This is a genomic window from Cypionkella sp., assembly GCF_030652235.1.
Classification (GTDB): domain Bacteria; phylum Pseudomonadota; class Alphaproteobacteria; order Rhodobacterales; family Rhodobacteraceae; genus Cypionkella.
Window position 1 is genome coordinate 141,707 of record NZ_JAUSBA010000034.1, and the last position, 15,361, is coordinate 157,067.

The 15,361-nt window shown below is 59.3% G+C and carries 15 protein-coding genes, 1 tRNA gene and 2 pseudogenes; 10 read left to right on the plus strand and 8 right to left on the minus strand.

What is annotated here, in order from left to right; all coding sequences use genetic code 11:
* Position 1: 1 nt before the first annotated feature.
* Both Q7V03_RS11255 and Q7V03_RS11260 read right to left on the minus strand, forming a co-directional pair.
* Entirely contained in the window at positions 2 to 1,135 is a 1,134-nt protein-coding gene (locus Q7V03_RS11255; RefSeq protein WP_304925690.1) for a polysaccharide biosynthesis/export family protein, read from the minus strand.
* An 89-nt stretch (positions 1,136 to 1,224) separates the two neighbouring features.
* Complete coding sequence (locus tag Q7V03_RS11260; RefSeq protein ID WP_304925691.1) at positions 1,225 to 2,514, minus strand: capsule biosynthesis protein; 1,290 nt, start codon at positions 2,512 to 2,514, stop codon at positions 1,225 to 1,227.
* A 158-nt stretch (positions 2,515 to 2,672) separates the two neighbouring features.
* Here Q7V03_RS11260 and Q7V03_RS11265 point away from each other — a divergent pair, with 158 nt between their 5' ends.
* The 6 genes from Q7V03_RS11265 to Q7V03_RS11290 all read left to right on the plus strand — a co-directional run bounded on the left by Q7V03_RS11265 (position 2,673) and on the right by Q7V03_RS11290 (position 7,451).
* Entirely contained in the window at positions 2,673 to 3,269 is a 597-nt protein-coding gene (locus Q7V03_RS11265; RefSeq protein WP_304925692.1) for a riboflavin synthase, read from the plus strand.
* A 102-nt stretch (positions 3,270 to 3,371) separates the two neighbouring features.
* A complete protein-coding gene (ribB, locus tag Q7V03_RS11270) occupies positions 3,372 to 4,466 on the plus strand; it encodes a 3,4-dihydroxy-2-butanone-4-phosphate synthase (RefSeq protein ID WP_304925693.1) in 1,095 nt (364 codons plus the stop codon).
* 3 nt (positions 4,467 to 4,469) lie between these two features.
* Positions 4,470 to 4,970: a 6,7-dimethyl-8-ribityllumazine synthase gene (locus Q7V03_RS11275; RefSeq protein WP_304925694.1), complete on the plus strand. Its 501-nt coding sequence runs from the start codon at positions 4,470 to 4,472 to the stop codon at positions 4,968 to 4,970.
* Positions 4,971 to 5,002: 32 nt separating this feature from the next.
* On the plus strand, positions 5,003 to 5,440 hold the full coding sequence (nusB, locus tag Q7V03_RS11280; RefSeq protein ID WP_304925695.1) for a transcription antitermination factor NusB: 438 nt from the start codon (positions 5,003 to 5,005) through the stop codon (positions 5,438 to 5,440).
* A gap of 374 nt (positions 5,441 to 5,814) precedes the next feature.
* A complete protein-coding gene (locus Q7V03_RS11285; RefSeq protein ID WP_304925696.1) occupies positions 5,815 to 6,660 on the plus strand; it encodes a YdiY family protein in 846 nt (281 codons plus the stop codon).
* Positions 6,661 to 6,989: 329 nt separating this feature from the next.
* Positions 6,990 to 7,451: an MmcB family DNA repair protein gene (locus Q7V03_RS11290; protein WP_304925887.1), complete on the plus strand. Its 462-nt coding sequence runs from the start codon at positions 6,990 to 6,992 to the stop codon at positions 7,449 to 7,451.
* On the opposite strand, the gene Q7V03_RS11295 is transcribed toward Q7V03_RS11290, so the two are convergent.
* Positions 7,429 to 7,644, minus strand: coding sequence for a DUF6324 family protein (locus Q7V03_RS11295; RefSeq protein ID WP_304925697.1), 216 nt, complete (start codon positions 7,642 to 7,644; stop codon positions 7,429 to 7,431). The genes Q7V03_RS11290 and Q7V03_RS11295 overlap by 23 nt on opposite strands.
* 101 nt (positions 7,645 to 7,745) lie before the next feature.
* On the opposite strand from Q7V03_RS11295, the gene Q7V03_RS11300 reads away from it, so the two are divergent.
* Positions 7,746 to 7,822 (plus strand) — tRNA-His (locus tag Q7V03_RS11300).
* Between the two features lie 104 nt (positions 7,823 to 7,926).
* Positions 7,927 to 10,245, plus strand: a complete 2,319-nt coding sequence (locus Q7V03_RS11305) for a Tex family protein (RefSeq protein ID WP_304925698.1) — start codon at positions 7,927 to 7,929, stop codon at positions 10,243 to 10,245.
* Here Q7V03_RS11305 and Q7V03_RS11310 read toward each other — a convergent pair.
* Together Q7V03_RS11310 and Q7V03_RS11315 are read right to left on the minus strand one after the other, a co-directional pair.
* Positions 10,242 to 11,441 carry a UbiH/UbiF family hydroxylase gene (locus Q7V03_RS11310; RefSeq protein ID WP_304925699.1) on the minus strand — a complete coding sequence of 400 codons (1,200 nt, stop codon included), beginning with the start codon at positions 11,439 to 11,441 and terminating at the stop codon, positions 10,242 to 10,244. The two genes, Q7V03_RS11305 and Q7V03_RS11310, sit on opposite strands and share 4 nt — an antisense overlap.
* A gap of 134 nt (positions 11,442 to 11,575) precedes the next feature.
* A complete protein-coding gene (locus Q7V03_RS11315; RefSeq protein WP_304925893.1) occupies positions 11,576 to 11,962 on the minus strand; it encodes a hypothetical protein in 387 nt (128 codons plus the stop codon).
* Here Q7V03_RS11315 and Q7V03_RS11320 point away from each other — a divergent pair.
* Positions 11,928 to 12,325, plus strand: a pseudogene (locus Q7V03_RS11320) (transposase); the annotation flags it as partial. The gene Q7V03_RS11315 and the pseudogene Q7V03_RS11320 sit on opposite strands and share 35 nt — an antisense overlap.
* A gap of 424 nt (positions 12,326 to 12,749) precedes the next feature.
* Here Q7V03_RS11320 and Q7V03_RS11325 read toward each other — a convergent pair.
* From Q7V03_RS11325 to Q7V03_RS11335, 3 genes are all read right to left on the minus strand, one after another.
* On the minus strand, positions 12,750 to 13,289 hold the full coding sequence (locus tag Q7V03_RS11325) for a biotin transporter BioY (RefSeq protein WP_304925700.1): 540 nt from the start codon (positions 13,287 to 13,289) through the stop codon (positions 12,750 to 12,752).
* Positions 13,290 to 13,419: 130 nt separating this feature from the next.
* Positions 13,420 to 14,004 (minus strand): energy-coupling factor transporter transmembrane component T, encoded by a 585-nt coding sequence (locus Q7V03_RS11330; protein WP_304925701.1) that lies wholly within the window; start codon positions 14,002 to 14,004, stop codon positions 13,420 to 13,422.
* Positions 13,979 to 14,704, minus strand: a complete 726-nt coding sequence (locus tag Q7V03_RS11335) for an energy-coupling factor ABC transporter ATP-binding protein (RefSeq protein ID WP_304925702.1) — start codon at positions 14,702 to 14,704, stop codon at positions 13,979 to 13,981. The genes Q7V03_RS11330 and Q7V03_RS11335 overlap by 26 nt, the downstream gene beginning before the upstream one ends.
* A 225-nt stretch (positions 14,705 to 14,929) precedes the next feature.
* Between Q7V03_RS11335 and Q7V03_RS11340 the strand changes: the two are divergent.
* Positions 14,930 to 15,220, plus strand: a pseudogene (locus Q7V03_RS11340) (GNAT family N-acetyltransferase); the annotation flags it as partial.
* Between the last annotated feature and the right edge of the window lie 141 nt (positions 15,221 to 15,361).

The window sequence follows — 15,361 nt, forward strand, 5'->3', positions numbered from 1 at the left end:
CTCACGGCCCCGCGGTGGCGATATTGTTGGCGGCAGCGGTGGAGCCCGAAATCGCCGACAGGGTTTTGGTCCACTGTACAAACGGTGCTTCGGTGACATAGACGGTGTCGCCGTCGCGGATCAGGAAATCACGCGCTTCAAACATGCCCGTTGGTTGAGTAAGATCAAGCACATAGACCATGCGCTGATCGCCTTTCAGATCCCGACGGCCCAGCACCGAATTGGCAATCTCGGCGGGTTCATTGCGGAACACGAAGACGCCAGTCGGGTCGGCGGTGCCGGTGTTCAGGCCGCCCACAGTGGCCAAAGCCTCAATCGCCGAAAGGGTTTGGGTTTCAAACGGGATCTTGCTTTGCGAGCCAGTGGCGCCCATCGCCACGAAAGAGCGGGTGTCTTTCTCGACGGTGATTTTGTCACCGGGACGCAAGGCGATATCAAGGCCGGGGTTGGAAAACAGGTCTTCCAGCCAGACCTTGCCGGATTGAGTGCCGCGCGTGACGCGCACGATGGCGACGGCGGGTTCAATCGTCACGCCACCAGCTTTCGACAGCATTGCCGACAAGGTGCGGGTGGGGCGCTCGATCGGGAACACGCCGTTTGCCCCGGCAAAACCGGAAACCGAGACGGTCGAGCCATCGCCAGCCAAGCGTTGCACCGAGATTTGCGGATCAGGCGTCTGGGTGTCGAGCTTTTTGGTGATGATGTTGCGCAAACCGTCCGGCGACTGGCCCGCCGCTTTGATTTTGCCGGCGTAAGGCACGAAGATGTAACCCGCGCCATCGACCTGAATCTCGGTCAGCGCTGATACCCGCTGGCCAGTGTTGCCGAGCAGCGGGTCATCCTTGACGTTTTCATAGATTGTCAGGCCCAGCACATCGCCTGGCGAGATCACGTCTGATCCAACCACCCCCGCATTGCGGAAGGCCGAACTGAACCCCAACGCGGGCGTCACCGCCGTGGCGCGGGTCACCCGAGAGTTGACAGTGACAATAAAGGCATCGCCCTGTTTCAGGACCGAGCCTTTGTAAATTTCTGCCTTGTTGGGGCCAGAGCGCGGCAGGCCACAGGCCGCAACCGCACTGACAAGCGCCACAAGGGCAAGGGCTTTCGCCCCCCTCGTTCCGGTAATTTTCACTGCCCGGGCTCCTTTAACTGGATTTGCCTCAAGTTTTGCCTGTAAGGCTACAGAAAGGCGAAACAAAATGCCAGTCTTGCTTTCTGTGTTCACTTAACGAGGTGCAACTGTTGCCGTGGTGCCGCTTTGCCCGAGGTGAGCGCATCATAGGGATCTTCAGCCTGCAGCATCATATCTACCACCTGTCGTAGCAATTCACGCCGACCGCGCGCACTGTAAAAGCCGCCCGGCACTTGGCTGGTTTCCAACAAATAGTGGCGATAATCGCGGTAAGCGCGGCTGTCGGGGCGGGTTGGCAGGGTAAAGAAGTCTTTCAGGCTTTGGGTAGAGACGAATTCTGGCTTGGCATAGACCGCAGCACCAAAGGTTTTCAGCGGCAATCCGCGCCACAGAACTTGCTGGGCAGCGGTCGAATTCACCGTCACGGCGCTGCGGGCATGGTTCAAGAGACCGGCCAACTTCCCCCCGCGCACGAAATGCACGCGAGTGGTGACCCCATGCAACGCTGCCAAGCGTTTGATTTCATGAGAAACCGGGACACGACCATCTTCCAGTGGATGCGCTTTGAAGACGATGTGGTGATGCGGGGCGGCGCCTATGGCGAAGCCTTCGATCACCACAGCCAGAAATTCGGTCATGGTTTTGAACGGCGAATGCATTTGGAAGCTGGCGTCATGTTCCAGTTGCAGCAGCACCAGATGATAGGGGAAGCCGCCGTGTTTGATGCGGAAGGTGGCGGCAATCCGCTCCCACCGATGCAGGGGCAGTAGCACAAGGCGTTTGACATAAAGCCAGAACTCTTGCCCTACACTGAGGGCGCGATGCGGGCGAAAATTGCGATAATCCCAGAATCCGGTCATCACGAACCAATGATACAAAGCGCCCCAGAACATATGCTGGCGCATGTCACCCCACCGGGCGGGGGCGTCGGGGAGATCCATGTCCAGCGCCTCTAGCGCCTTTTGCATTTGCGGCACGGACATCTGCATCAGCCGCGAATTGCCGTTCGAGCCCCCCCTTTCATAGCTGATCCAATAGGGCCGCAGGTAGCCTTCCTCGAAGACATGCACGGTGATGCCAGCGGCGCGGGCGGCTGCAACGGCGGTGGCGTGAATGGGCCGGGTGTCACCGTAAAGCACAATGTCGGTGATCTGTTTCTGCTCTAGCACGCTGCGGAACGCCAACGGCCAGTCTTGCGGCGTGCCTTTATAGGCGATGTAATTGGCTTCCGAGGTCCAAAACGCGCGGTCGCCGCGGTTAAACCCTACCCGCCAAACCTGCGCACCTGCGGCGGTCAGCATTTTACCAAGGCGATGGAAATAGGGGCCGTGCGGACCCTGAAGAAACAGAAAACGGCGATCTTGACCTGAACCTGACATGTTACTCGCATTTTTAGTCTGAATGCGCCGATGATGGCTAGAATAGAAGAGGAAAACTTCGACTTTTTAAATCTAACACAAGAAGCACGGCGAATTTGAGGCGATTGCACCGGGCGGGTGTAGGGGATAGTTTTGGCGCAAATCATGGGGGCCAAACGATGTTTACCGGAATTGTCACCGATATGGGCGAAGTGCTGGAGTTGGAGCAGCGCGGCGATCTGCGGGCGCGGATCGGCACGGTCTATGATGTTGCCCGTGTGGATATTGGCGCGTCGATTGCCTGCGAGGGGGTTTGTTTGACGGTGGTGGCGCTGGGGACTTCTCCGCGTAACTGGTTTGATGTGCAGATTTCGGCGGAATCTGTGTCGAAAACCAATCTGGCGGGTTGGAAGATCGGCAAGAGGTTGAACCTAGAGCGGGCGCTGAAGGTTGGCGATGAGTTGGGGGGGCATATTGTCTCGGGGCATATTGATGGTGTGGCCGAGGTGGTGCGGATCGTGTCTGAGGGTGAATCTGTGCGGGTGACATTTCGCACGCCTGAGGCTTTGGCGAAATTTATTGCTTCAAAAGGCTCGGTTGCGCTGAATGGCACATCTTTGACAGTGAATGAGGTCGATGGCTGCGATTTTGGTGTCAATTTCATCCCGCATACCCAAACGGTGACGACTTGGGGCGAGGTCAAACTGGGTGACAAGGTCAACCTAGAGGTTGATACCATGGCGCGATATGTGGCGCGACTGCGCGAGTGGGAATAGGCTGCGCCGCACAGGCTTTGTTCGGTTGAGCAGGCGGCGCGGCTCTGGCTTTCTGGGCCCTTTGGCGCTATTGGCAAAGGGAGAGTTGCAGGAAACCAGATCATGACCACACGCACAGAATACTCGGACGCAATATCGTCCGTTGAAGAAATCATCGCAGACGCCCGCAATGGCCGGATGTTCATTCTGGTTGACCACGAAGATCGCGAAAACGAAGGCGATCTGGTGATTCCGGCGGAAATGGCCACGGCTGAGGCGGTCAATTTCATGGCCACACACGGGCGTGGGCTGATTTGCCTGACGCTGACCGGAGCGCGGATTGATGCTTTGGGGTTGCCGCTGATGGCCTCAAAAAACTCCAGCCGTCATGAGACTGCGTTTACGGTCTCGATTGAGGCACGCGAGGGGGTCGAGACCGGGATTTCCGCCCAAGATCGCGCGATCACCATTGCGGTGGCGATTGATCCGAAATCTGCACCAAGTGATCTGGCGACGCCGGGGCATGTTTTCCCGCTGCGTGCCCGTGATGGCGGGGTGTTGGTGCGGGCAGGGCACACCGAAGCTGCGACAGATATTTCGCGGTTGGCGGGCTTGAACCCGTCAGGCGTGATCTGTGAGATCATGAAGGACGACGGCACGATGGCGCGGTTGCCTGATCTGGTGGCGTTTGCGCAAAAGCACAATCTGAAGATTGGCACGATTTCCGATCTGATCGCCTATCGGCGGCGGCATGACAATCTGATCAAGGAATGCTCGGTCAAGCGGGTGCATTCTTTGCATGGCGGCGACTGGCTGATGCGGATCTTTGCCGATGAAACGCATGGCGATGAACATGTGGTGCTGACTAAGGGCGATTTGTCGGGCGATACTCCGGTGCTGGCGCGGGTGCATACTCTGAACGCGTTGGAAGATGTGCTGGGCATCGGCGACGATCATGTCGGCGATTTGCAGGGCGCGATGCGGGTGATTGCTGCCGAAGGGCGCGGTGCTATTGTGTTGCTGCGCGATACGTCGATGAAGGTGGAGGCGGGTGAGGCCAGCCCCCACACCTTGCGGCAGTATGGTTTGGGCGCGCAGATTTTGTCGGCGCTGGGACTAAGCGCGATCACGTTGGTGACAAATTCCAAAGCGCCAAAAGTTGTTGGGCTTGATGCTTATGGGCTGTCGATTGTCGGCACCCGCGCGATTGCGGAGTAGATCATGGCTGTGAATGAAACTCATTACACCCTGCCTCTGCCGGAATTTGTGGCTCCGGTGAAGCTGCTGATCGTGGTGGCCCCCTACTATAAAGATATCACCGATCAACTGGTGGCGGGCGCGCAGGCGGTGGCTGTGGCTTGTGGGGCGACTGCCGAGGTCATCGAAGTGCCGGGGGCGCTGGAAGTGCCGACTGCGATTGCTTTGGCCGAGCGGATGGCGACGTTTGACGGCTATGTCGCGCTGGGCTGCGTTATTCGCGGGGAGACGACGCATTATGACACGGTCTGCAATGACTCTAGCCGCGCGATCACCATGCTTGGATTGCAGGGGGCTGCGATTGGCAATGGCATCCTGACGGTGGAAAATCGCAAGCAGGCAGAAGTGCGCGCCGAGGCCCTTGGGCAAAACAAAGGTGGCGGTGCTGCCGCTGCGGCCTTGCACCTGATCGCCTTATCGCGCAAATGGGCGACCGACACCAAAGGGATCGGTTTTCGACCATGACTTCCAGCACCACCAAGCCTGACAAGAAGCAGATGAAATCAGCAGCTAGGCTTTATGCCGTGCAAGCGCTGTTTCAGATGGAAGCCTCGGGGCAGACCGTCGAGTCGATCCGCCGCGAGTTTGAAACCCATCGCTTCGGGGCGATTTATGATGGCGACGAGATGGCCGAGGGCAATGTCGATCACTTCCGCGCTGTGGTTGATCATGCGGTGAACTTTCAGGCGCTGATTGACCAGATGACCGACCGGGCATTGGTGGTTAAATGGCCGATTGACCGGATTGATCCGGTGATCCGCGCATTGTTCCGTGCCGCTGGGGCGGAACTGACCCAGATGGTAACGCCGCCGAAAGTCACGATCAACGAATATGTCGATGTCGCCAAGGCGTTCTTCCCTGAGGGGAAGGAATCGAAATTCGTCAACGCGGTGCTGGATCATATGGCGCGCGAGGCGAAGCCCGAGGCGTTCTAATGTCCCAGTTTTAAGGTCCGGGTATAGCACTTAGGCATGCGCCGGGTTTTGGCTTGATCCCGCAACCGATTGCGGGGACGCGCTGCGCGATTGCGGTGCCAAAGGTTTTCACTTTAATATGGCGAGAAAGCCCGGTTTTGACCGCATAAAGGGCAAACCCCTCGCGACAACATCGGTTCCATCACGCTTTGGCGAGATTGGAATTGTTACAGATTTTGCGCAGATTTTTGCCGTTACTTTTCTGAAATAGGCGAAAAGTTGACGTAAAATCACAGGGTTGGCTTCGTGTCTTGAACACAGCCGCCTGATGAAACATCTAAACTTTATACGCCGGAAAGCTTCGGCGTCAGGGATAGATGTTGAAAGGACGAATCATGAAAAACGTAACGCGTATCGCGGCAGTATCCGCATTCGCTCTGGCTATGGGGTCGCTGCCCGTCGTGGCACAGACAACGCTGCTGGGGTCGTCTGCGGTTGACGATCAGGTTGACGATTTGGCGATCAAAGCCAACCGTGACATGGCGCGCGGCAATGATGAGATGCGCTTTGGCAACCAAGAGATGCGCCAAGGTATGTCGGGGTCGGCCTCGCTGGGCTACAGCGGTAAAACTGGCAACAATGAATCGCAGGAATTTTCTGCTGGCGCGCGGTTGCGTTTCAACCAAGATCGCTTCGTGCAGACCCTGAGCTTTGTGGTTGACTACGCCGACGCCGATAATGTGAAATCGAAAGAAGATGTGTTGGCGGTCTATGACGCCAACTACTATTTTACCGACAAGATTTACGGCTTTGTCTTGGGCCGAATCAATTCTGACGGTTTGGCGCAAGACGCGGTCGACCCATCTACCTCTTTGTCGAAAGATGCGTTCTTGGGCTTTGGTCCGGGTTACCGCATCGTGAGCAACGAGAACATCGCTTGGCGTGTGCAGGCGGGTGTGGGTATCAGCTATCTGGAATTCGGTGACGACCGCAGCACAACTGAATCTGCGGGCATCGTGTCGTCGCGCTTCTTCTATAAGTTCAACGAAAACGTTTTTGCCAGCATGGATACCGATGTCCTGAAATCAGACACGGCTTTGCGCATCGGCAACGACTTGGGCGTCAGCTTTAAGGTGACGGATGCGTTCTCGACCCGCGTCAGCTATCTGACCGATTACAACGACAGCCGTGCGATCCGCGCCGACAACAAACTGGGCGTTTCGCTGGTCTACGGCTTTTGAACTGATCAAGGTCTAAGATGCGGAAAAGGGGACAGCGTGCTGTCCCCTTTTTCGTGCGCTGGGTCGAAGTGGCGGGCCCGCAGCGGCCGTGACGGCGTGAATTTCCCGAGAGCCTGAGTGTTCAGGTTGGTCGCCAGGTAGCAAGACCAAGATCTTGCCAGAGCCAGCTCCCTCGGAGATGCTTATCGGCCACTGGAAAAGGGCCATACACGAGAAGAGCAGAACCCGCCAACGCTGAATGTAGGCTTGGAGGGGGATGATGGCAAGGGGCCTGTTCATAAGGCCTGACAGGCCTTGCAGGGTGTTCACCTTTGGTTCATATTTTGCCGATGGATATGGAAAACCTCTTACCGCCGATGCCCGGCCAGCGCCTTGCGCGCGGAGTGTGCCGTGCCATGCGGCAGTTTGATTTCGTGACGGTCGAGGAATTGGTGCCGACCCCTGGCTTGCGGGTGGATGTGATGGCATTGGGCCCCAAGGGCGAAATCTGGATCATCGAATGCAAGTCCAGCCGCGCTGATTATAGGGCGGATCAGAAATGGCAGGGCTATCTGGAATGGTGCGATAGGTTTTTCTGGGCGGTGGATGGCGATTTTCCAACCCAGTTGCTGCCCGAGGCATCAGGTCTGATCATCGCCGATGCCTATGACGCTGCGATTGTGCGGATGGGGCCGGACACGCCGCTGCCCGCTGCACGCCGCAAAGTAATGCTGCAAAAATTCGCCCGCCATGCCGCTTTGCGGTTGCAAGCCTATCGCGACCCCGGTGTCAGCGTTTTTTCTTCGGTTTAGCGCCACCGGCAATCGCCCGCGCCGCTTCGGCTGCTGCCATCAGTTCTTCAGCGATTTCCTCGGCCTCATCGGCGTCAAAATCGAGCGGCAACTCAACGCCACCATCCGCTTCGATGTAAATCCGCACCATGCCCAGTTCGGTCGGGCCGATCTGGATATTGGCGGCGATATCGCTTTGCTTGTCGATGCCCATTTGCTGTTCCTTTATCTTTGCATTGGGGTAGCAACTGGGGCAAACTTTGGCAATCCTACCCTTGCAATCCCGCAAGCGTGGCGTTAAATCCCCGCTTGCGTGCCGCGTTAGCTCAGTTGGTTAGAGCGCTAGATTGTGGATCTAGAGGTCCCCCGTTCGAGCCGGGGACGTGGTACCATCCTTCCTTTCAGTCTTGGTTAAAGCCCGCTTGTCCCTAATTGCGGCTCTTGGCCCCAGCGCATTGCGGCTGTATGGTCGGCCTTCCAAGTGAAGGACCACGCCATGACCCCCGAAGCAGCCCGCCGTATCCCCCTTGTTATTGCAGCAGAAATTGGCGCGACTGCGGCGCAGGTGGCCTCTGCCATCAAGCTGCTGGACGAAGGATCGACGGTGCCCTTCATCGCACGCTATCGCAAAGAGGTAACGGGGGGCTTGGACGACACACAACTGCGTAATCTGGCTGAGCGGCTGGTCTATCTGCGCGAGTTTGAAGCGCGTCGGGCGGCGATTCTGGGCTCGATTTCCGATCAGGGTAAGTTGACCGATGCACTATCGGGGGCGTTGGCAAAGGCTGTGACGAAGGCCGAGTTGGAAGATATCTACCTGCCCTATAAGCCGAAACGCCGCACGCGGGCGATGATTGCGCGGGAAAATGGGCTGGCTCCGCTGGCCGAGGTTATTCTGGCGGATCGGGCGGCGGACCCTGCGGTTTTGGCGAAGGGGTTCGTGACCGAAGCAGTCCCGGATGTCAAAGCTGCCTTGGAGGGCGTGCGGGATATTGTCGCCGAAGGCCTGTCCGAGGATGCAGCGCTTTTGGGTCGGTTGCGCGGTCATATGAAGCAGGTCGGGCGTTTGGCTGCCAAAGGCGTGGCGGGCAAAGAACTGGCGGGCGCGAAGTTTTCGGATTACTTCGCGCATAACGAGGCATGGGCTGGCGCGCCAAGCCACCGCGTACTGGCGATGCTGCGCGGGCAGAACGAAGGCTTCCTGACCGTAGACCTAGAGATTGACCCCGATGCGCCGAAGGGCGACAGCCCGGCAGAGCGCGCCTGTGCGGCAGCATTGAACGCCTCGGGCCGGGGCGCGGGCGATGCTTGGCTGCGCGAGGCTGCGGCTTGGGGTTGGCGGATAAAACTGAAAACCTCACTGACGTTGGATTTGATGTCTGAGCTGCGTGAGCGGGCGGAGGCCGAAGCGATTGCCGTTTTTGCCCGCAATCTGAAAGACTTGCTGCTGGCGGCCCCTGCGGGCGGCAAGGCCACGATGGGGCTTGATCCTGGCATCCGCACCGGGGTGAAGGTCGCGGTGGTGGATGGCACCGGCAAGGTCTTGGCCACCGATACCGTCTATCCGTTTCAGCCGAAAAACGATCTGCGCGGCGCGCAGGCGGCGATTGCGCAGGCGATTGTCAAACATGGGGTCAAGCTGATTTCCATCGGCAACGGCACGGCGAGCCGCGAGACCGAAAAAATGGTGGCTGACCTGTTGGCACTGCTGCCGGGCGCGGAAAAGCCAGTGAAGGTGATCGTGTCCGAGGCGGGGGCATCGGTCTACTCGGCTTCTGAACTGGCGGCGAAAGAATTTCCGGGGTTGGATGTGTCTTTGCGCGGGGCGGTTTCTATCGCGCGCCGTTTACAAGACCCCTTGGCGGAATTGGTTAAAATTGAGCCCAAAGCCATTGGCGTCGGCCAATACCAGCACGATGTCGATCAGCACCGCTTGGGCCGCAGTCTAGAGGCGGTGGTGGAAGACGCGGTGAACGCGGTTGGCGTTGATCTGAACACAGCATCTGCGCCGTTGCTGGCACGGGTGTCGGGTGTCGGGCCGGGGCTGGCAGAGGCGATTGTCAGCCACCGTGACGCCAATGGACCGTTCGCAACCCGGCGCGAATTGCTGAAAGTGGCACGGTTGGGACCAAAGGCGTTTGAACAAGCGGCGGGATTTTTGCGAATCTCGGGCGGCAAAGAGCCGCTGGACGCAAGTTCAGTTCACCCGGAAGCCTATGATGTAGCTCGGAAAATCATTGCGGCTTGTGGCCGGGATATTCGCGCGCTGATGGCAGATGGTTCGGCGTTGAAGGGCCTCGATCCGCGCAGCTTTGTCGATGCAAAGTTCGGTCTGCCAACGGTGAAAGACATTCTGGCCGAGTTGGAAAAACCTGGTCGAGATCCCCGCCCCAGTTTCAAAACCGCGACTTTTGCCGATGGCATTGAGGATATCAAAGACCTCAAGCCCGGCATGATGCTGGAAGGCACCGTGACCAATGTTGCGGCTTTTGGTGCCTTTGTGGATATTGGTGTGCATCAGGATGGGTTGGTGCATGTCAGCCAACTGGCGGATAAATTCGTCAAAGACCCGCATGAAGTGGTTAAGGCGGGCGATGTGGTGAAGGTGCGGGTGGTCGAGGTTGACGTGCCGCGTAAACGTATCGCTTTGACGATGAAATCCGACAGCGGCGAGGCGCGCGAGCAGGTGCGCGAGCGTCAGCAAGACCGCGCGCCGCAGCCGCAGCGCGGCAAGCCGCTGCCAACGTCGGCAGGGTCATCGGGCGGCAGCAGTGCTTTCGCCGATGCGCTCAAAGGCAAGTTTAACAGCCGTTAACGCAGGCCCAATCCGGCTTTCATCAGCGTTTTGCGCACCGGGGCTATGGAGTAAAATGCATTCAGCGCGCCTGCGCGCAGATCGCGCAGGAATTGGCCTTCGATCATCGCGGCACGGTTCAACGCGTCTATGCCGGTCACCCGCGCTCGCACGTCAAAATGACGGCGGCGGTGGTAGGCAACGAGCATCTTGGCGCTGCCGAGATTGGCAGGATCGGCCTGCGCCAGTTCCAGCAGGGTGGCCAGATCGGCGAGGCTCATGTTCAGCCCTTGCGCCCCAATAGGGGGCACAACATGTGCGGCTTCGGCCAGCAGGGCAACCCGCTCACCCGCCATCCTAGCGGCGATTTGACTGATGATCGGCCAGACCGAACGCCGCGAAGCGAGGGTCAGTGGGCCGAGAATTTGGCACGACCGGGCATTGATTGCGGCCTCAAATTCGGGCGTGGGCAGGGCAACGAGGCGCTGCACTTCTGGTCCGGTTTCCATCCAGACCACGGCAGAGCAGGGCAAGCCCTTGCGGTCGGGAAGTGGCACTAAGGTGAAGGGGCCGCCAGAGCGGTGAATTTCGGTAGAAACGTTATCATGCGGGATGGGGTGGGTGACGGCAAAGGTCAGTGCTTTTTGGCCATAACGGGTGGTTTTAACCGGAATACCAAGCGCTTCGCGCATGGTAGAGGCTCGGCCATCCGCGGCAATCACCAGTCTTGCGCTGACTTTGCGGGTATCAGAGAGAGTCACCAAAGCCTCGGATTCGCGGGTCAGCAGGGCAGTCGTGGCGATGCCGGGCAGGAAGCTGACATTGGGCAGCTCGACCAACCGGGCGACCATCTCGCGCCGCAGCAGCCAGTTTGGCAGGTTCCAGCCGAAAGGGGCATCGGAAAGATCAGCGGCGTTGAAGTCTTTGATAACGCGCGGATTCGCTATCACACCGCCCGCGTCGATGATGCGCATGATCTGCAGGGCGGCGGCGTTGGGTGCCAGCCGCGTCCACAGACCTGCGGCTTGCAGCACAGGAATCGACGGCTGCAAAAACGCCGTGGTGCGCAGATCTGCGCCATCGGCCTCGGCATCTGTGACCGGGGGGCTGGGGTCGGCGCAAATCACCGAAAAACCGGCGCTGCCAAAGGCTGCGGCGGCGGCAAGGCCCGCGACGCCCCCGCCAGAGATCAGAATATCGGTGGAAATACGTGTCATGGCGGCCCCTTTTGGCGACTAAGTTAGTGAGATCTCGGCGGAAAGCGAGGTGACAAAGCGTCTCGGTTCTGTCTAGCAACTGTGTCCATTCGTTGGGCTGAACCTGCCAAGGTGTGCAGGTTTTGATGATGGCGTTAGCGATTGTGATCAGCTTTCGTGCGATTGCGACGATGATGAGTTTTGACCTGCCCCCGATCGTCCCTCAGAGATAGCGAGATTCTGGCTTGGTGATAGTCGTCGGTTTCGGGTTGGCCAAGCGGCCCGGGTGCGGTGCTGTCAGGCACGAGGTGCTGATTGCCGCCCCCCGCAAGACGCGCAGTCGGCACATAACCCTTACCAACACGGCCGAAGACTTCATGCGCTTGATTGTGATCTTGCGGGACTATAGATTGCCGGTCCGGATCGGCTTTGAGGCCATTAGCCACTATGACCGTGTGCTGATGTATCCCCTCGGCATAGCTTGGTTCGATCTGAAGCTGGCGGCTGTTGCTGCGCACCATTCCAGGGATCGAACCGATCAACGCACTGACCCTTTTGGTCGAGACGGGCGACCTGCGATGCTTCCATCATCGCCGCCAGTTCCTGAAGTTCTGCGGAATGGATATGGCCATCGTCCAATCGGGCATGTTATATGACCACAGCAATTTCTCTAAATATGGCAATGCCAGCCTTCGGCGACATTGTGGTTGGCAGGGCAGACAGCAGTCCTGAAGAAAGCCAACAGCTTCCGCGACAAATTCGAGCGCTAGATCGCGCAGAACCGGCATAACCCGGATCCTCTGCGCAAGCCCGATACCGCCATCGCAGCCAAGATGGTGCGCCCCAGTCACGCCGCGATCAAATCCGGCGAACCTGATCCTGTCGCGGATTCGTGCCGCTCTTAAATCTCATCTAGGTCACTTGACGTTCGAAGGCCAAGCGGCTTTTCCTCCCAAGGCTGAATGTCGATGGCGTGGGTTGGGGCCTGAGCCCTGTCTGAGGTTTGTAGGGTGCGCGATGCATACAGGTTCGCGCTGCTGGCGGGCGGATCAGACGGTTTTGAAACGAGCGGTGAGGAGGACTGCGCCTTCAAGGACCGCAACGCATATCCCAATGGGCGCGATAAGGGGGGGCATTGAAGAGCGCGCGGCTGCCAACAGAAGAAAAAACGAGAAGGCGACGGGACCTGCAATGTCGCAGATAAACTCTATTATTGGCTGCAGTTGTATGAGTATCGCAGGGACCGCGGCGCGGGCCTGTGGATCATGTATTCTTTATGTAGCGGCAAGCGGCGGGCTATACCCGCCGCTCTGGCATAGTCATTTTGCCTTACCCGCGCGACAACAGGGCTTCGGGGCGCATTTGGGCGATGGATTTGGTAATCAGGGCGGCGAGGGTGGTTTTGATCAGATCGCCGGGCAGGAAGGCCACGGCGGCGAGCGCCATCTCGGGCAGGGGTTTGCCAAGCATGATCGCCATGCCGGGGATGCCGAAGGCATACATCACGACGATGCCGCCGAGGATCGCGCCTGCGAAGGCCGCAGGAAACAGCGCGAGTCTGGTGTTTTGGGTGATCAGGCCCGCGACAAAGGCGGCAATCGGGAAGCCGATGATATAGCCGATGCTGGGCGACTGGATTTTCTGCCATGTCGTCATAAAGCCGGGGAACACCGGCACGATCAGCCCCACCACAAGGAATAAAATCACCGCCAGCGCGCCGCGTTTCGCGCCGAGCATGGTGCCGCACAGCATGATGCCCATGCTTTGCGCGGTGATGGGCACACCCGCGGCCAGATCAATTTTTGGCACCAGCCCCAGCACCGCGATCAAGGCGGCGAAAAGGGCGATGTGGGTGAGGTTCTTTTCCATTCGGGCTCTCCTGCTTGCGTCGCGGCAGTTAGGCCGGGGGTCTGGCAAAGGGCAACTGCTATTTTTGGACAGGCGGGTTCGGGGGTTGTCTGACATAGGGGGTAGAGTTTGGGGTGCTGCAGGCTGGGGTTCAGCCGAGGCCACCACGGGCGCGCAGGGCTTCGGCTACGTGGGTCGCATCATCAAGGGCGGCGAGGGTGGTGGGCAGGAAGATCCGCCAGCCGGGGCGTTTGTGCGATCGCGCCCGCCAGCTTTCCGTGATCTGCTCGGCGCGCATCAGCATGGTGGGAATGAAGCGGATGGTGAGGCCGATCGCAAGGGCGAGGGTTTTCGGGGCGATGATCGGGCTGAGCGGGCAGGCGAGGGTTTCGATGGTGCGGGTCATCTCGGTCAGTTTGCTGGTCATAGTGACGAAATTGGCGGCGGCCACCCCGACGATCATCCGGGTGATCAGGGTGATGCCTGCGGGGTCGCGCAGCCAGAGGTGCCAGAGTGCTAAGATGAGGATCAGGGGGATCAGGGGCCGGAGGTTTCTCAGGCTTTGCAGGGCGAATTTGCTGCCGCAGGACAGGATAAGGGCGGCGATGGGCGGGGCGAGCAGCCATGGTTGTGGGGTGGCGAACAGCAGCACGGTGAGCGCCACGAAGATGGCCATTTTGACGCTTGCCCGGATGCGGTGGGCGTAGGTTTCAATCGGCGAGGTCAGTGTCAGCATCTTGCTCTCCGAGTTGGGCCATCTCGACGGTGAAGGCTTGCAGGGTGTCGGTGGGCGGGCCGTCGGCGCGGATTTCTCCGGCATCAAGCCAAAGCACGCGGTCGCAAAGGGCCACGGCAGCGGGGTCGTGGGTGATGGTGATCAGGCGTTGCGGCAGGGCAGCCAAGCGGCGGGCGAGGCGGATTTGGGTGGGCAGATCAAGGCCCGCGAAGGGCTCATCCAGCAGGATCGTGCTGGGCTGCATAAGCAGGATCGAGAGCAGGCACAGGTAGTGGCGCTGGCCTTGGCTGAGGGTGTGGGTGAGGGCTTTGACCCAATGGGCGCGGGACTCTTGTTGCAGCAGGTCGATGACGGCGGCGGCGGCTTGGGGTTCGGTTTGGCCTTGTTGGCGCAAGCCGAAGGCGAGCTCTTCGGCCACGGTGGGGAAAAGAATTTGGTGGTCGGGGTTTTGAAACAGGATGCCGAGGCGGGGCAGGATGGCTTTGCGGTCACTGGGATCGAAGCCGTCGATGCGGACGCTGCCGGTGGTGGGGGGGATCAGGCCTGCGATCAGGCGCAAGAGGGTGGTTTTGCCGGAGCCGTTGCGGCCGATGATGCCGATGCGTGCTTCCGTCAGGGTCAGGGAGAGGTTGGACAGGATCGGTTTGCCGCCGAGGGTAACGGCGGCTTGGGTGAGGGTGATGCCTTGGGTGGTGGTCATGGATGCTCCCTGCTTCGGGAGGGTGATAGCGCGGGGCGGGAGAGGGGGGAAGGGGGTGAGGGCTTGAACGGGGGGGGACGGCCCGCACTCTGGGGCTGATGCTGCATCTGGAGAAATTCAGCGTCAGCGGGATGCTGCGCAAATTGGTCGCAGGCGGCGGTGTGGTGGAACAATCCGCCGGGAATGGCCGCGTCAAAAACTTGGCTTTGAGCGCAGTCGGGCGGTGAGATTGTCGGCTCTATCGTGATTGACGGGGAAGATGTGGGCGGAAACCTTGCGCATCTGCGCTGGTTCATCACCGATGTGGCGGTTCAGGGCAGCGGGGCGGGCCGCCTGCTGCTGCCGGCGGCGCTGGGCTTTGTCGACGCGGGTGGGTTCGAGGCGACGCATCTGTGGACCTTTAGCCGGCTGTCGGCTGCGCGGCATTTGTACGAGACGCACGGGTTCGTGCTGGTTGAGGAACGACCTGGGCGGCAATGGGGGAAGGGGGCTCTGGAACAGCGGTTTGTGTGCTAGGGGTGGTGAGGGGGAGCACAATTCGCGACTTTAGGGACCTATTGCATCCAAGCATCCGAGATGTGTCGTAAAGTTGAGGAAAGCCATCTGAGTGCGATCATGTTATCGCAGCCCTGACAATTTAAACGGGATCAACGCAGG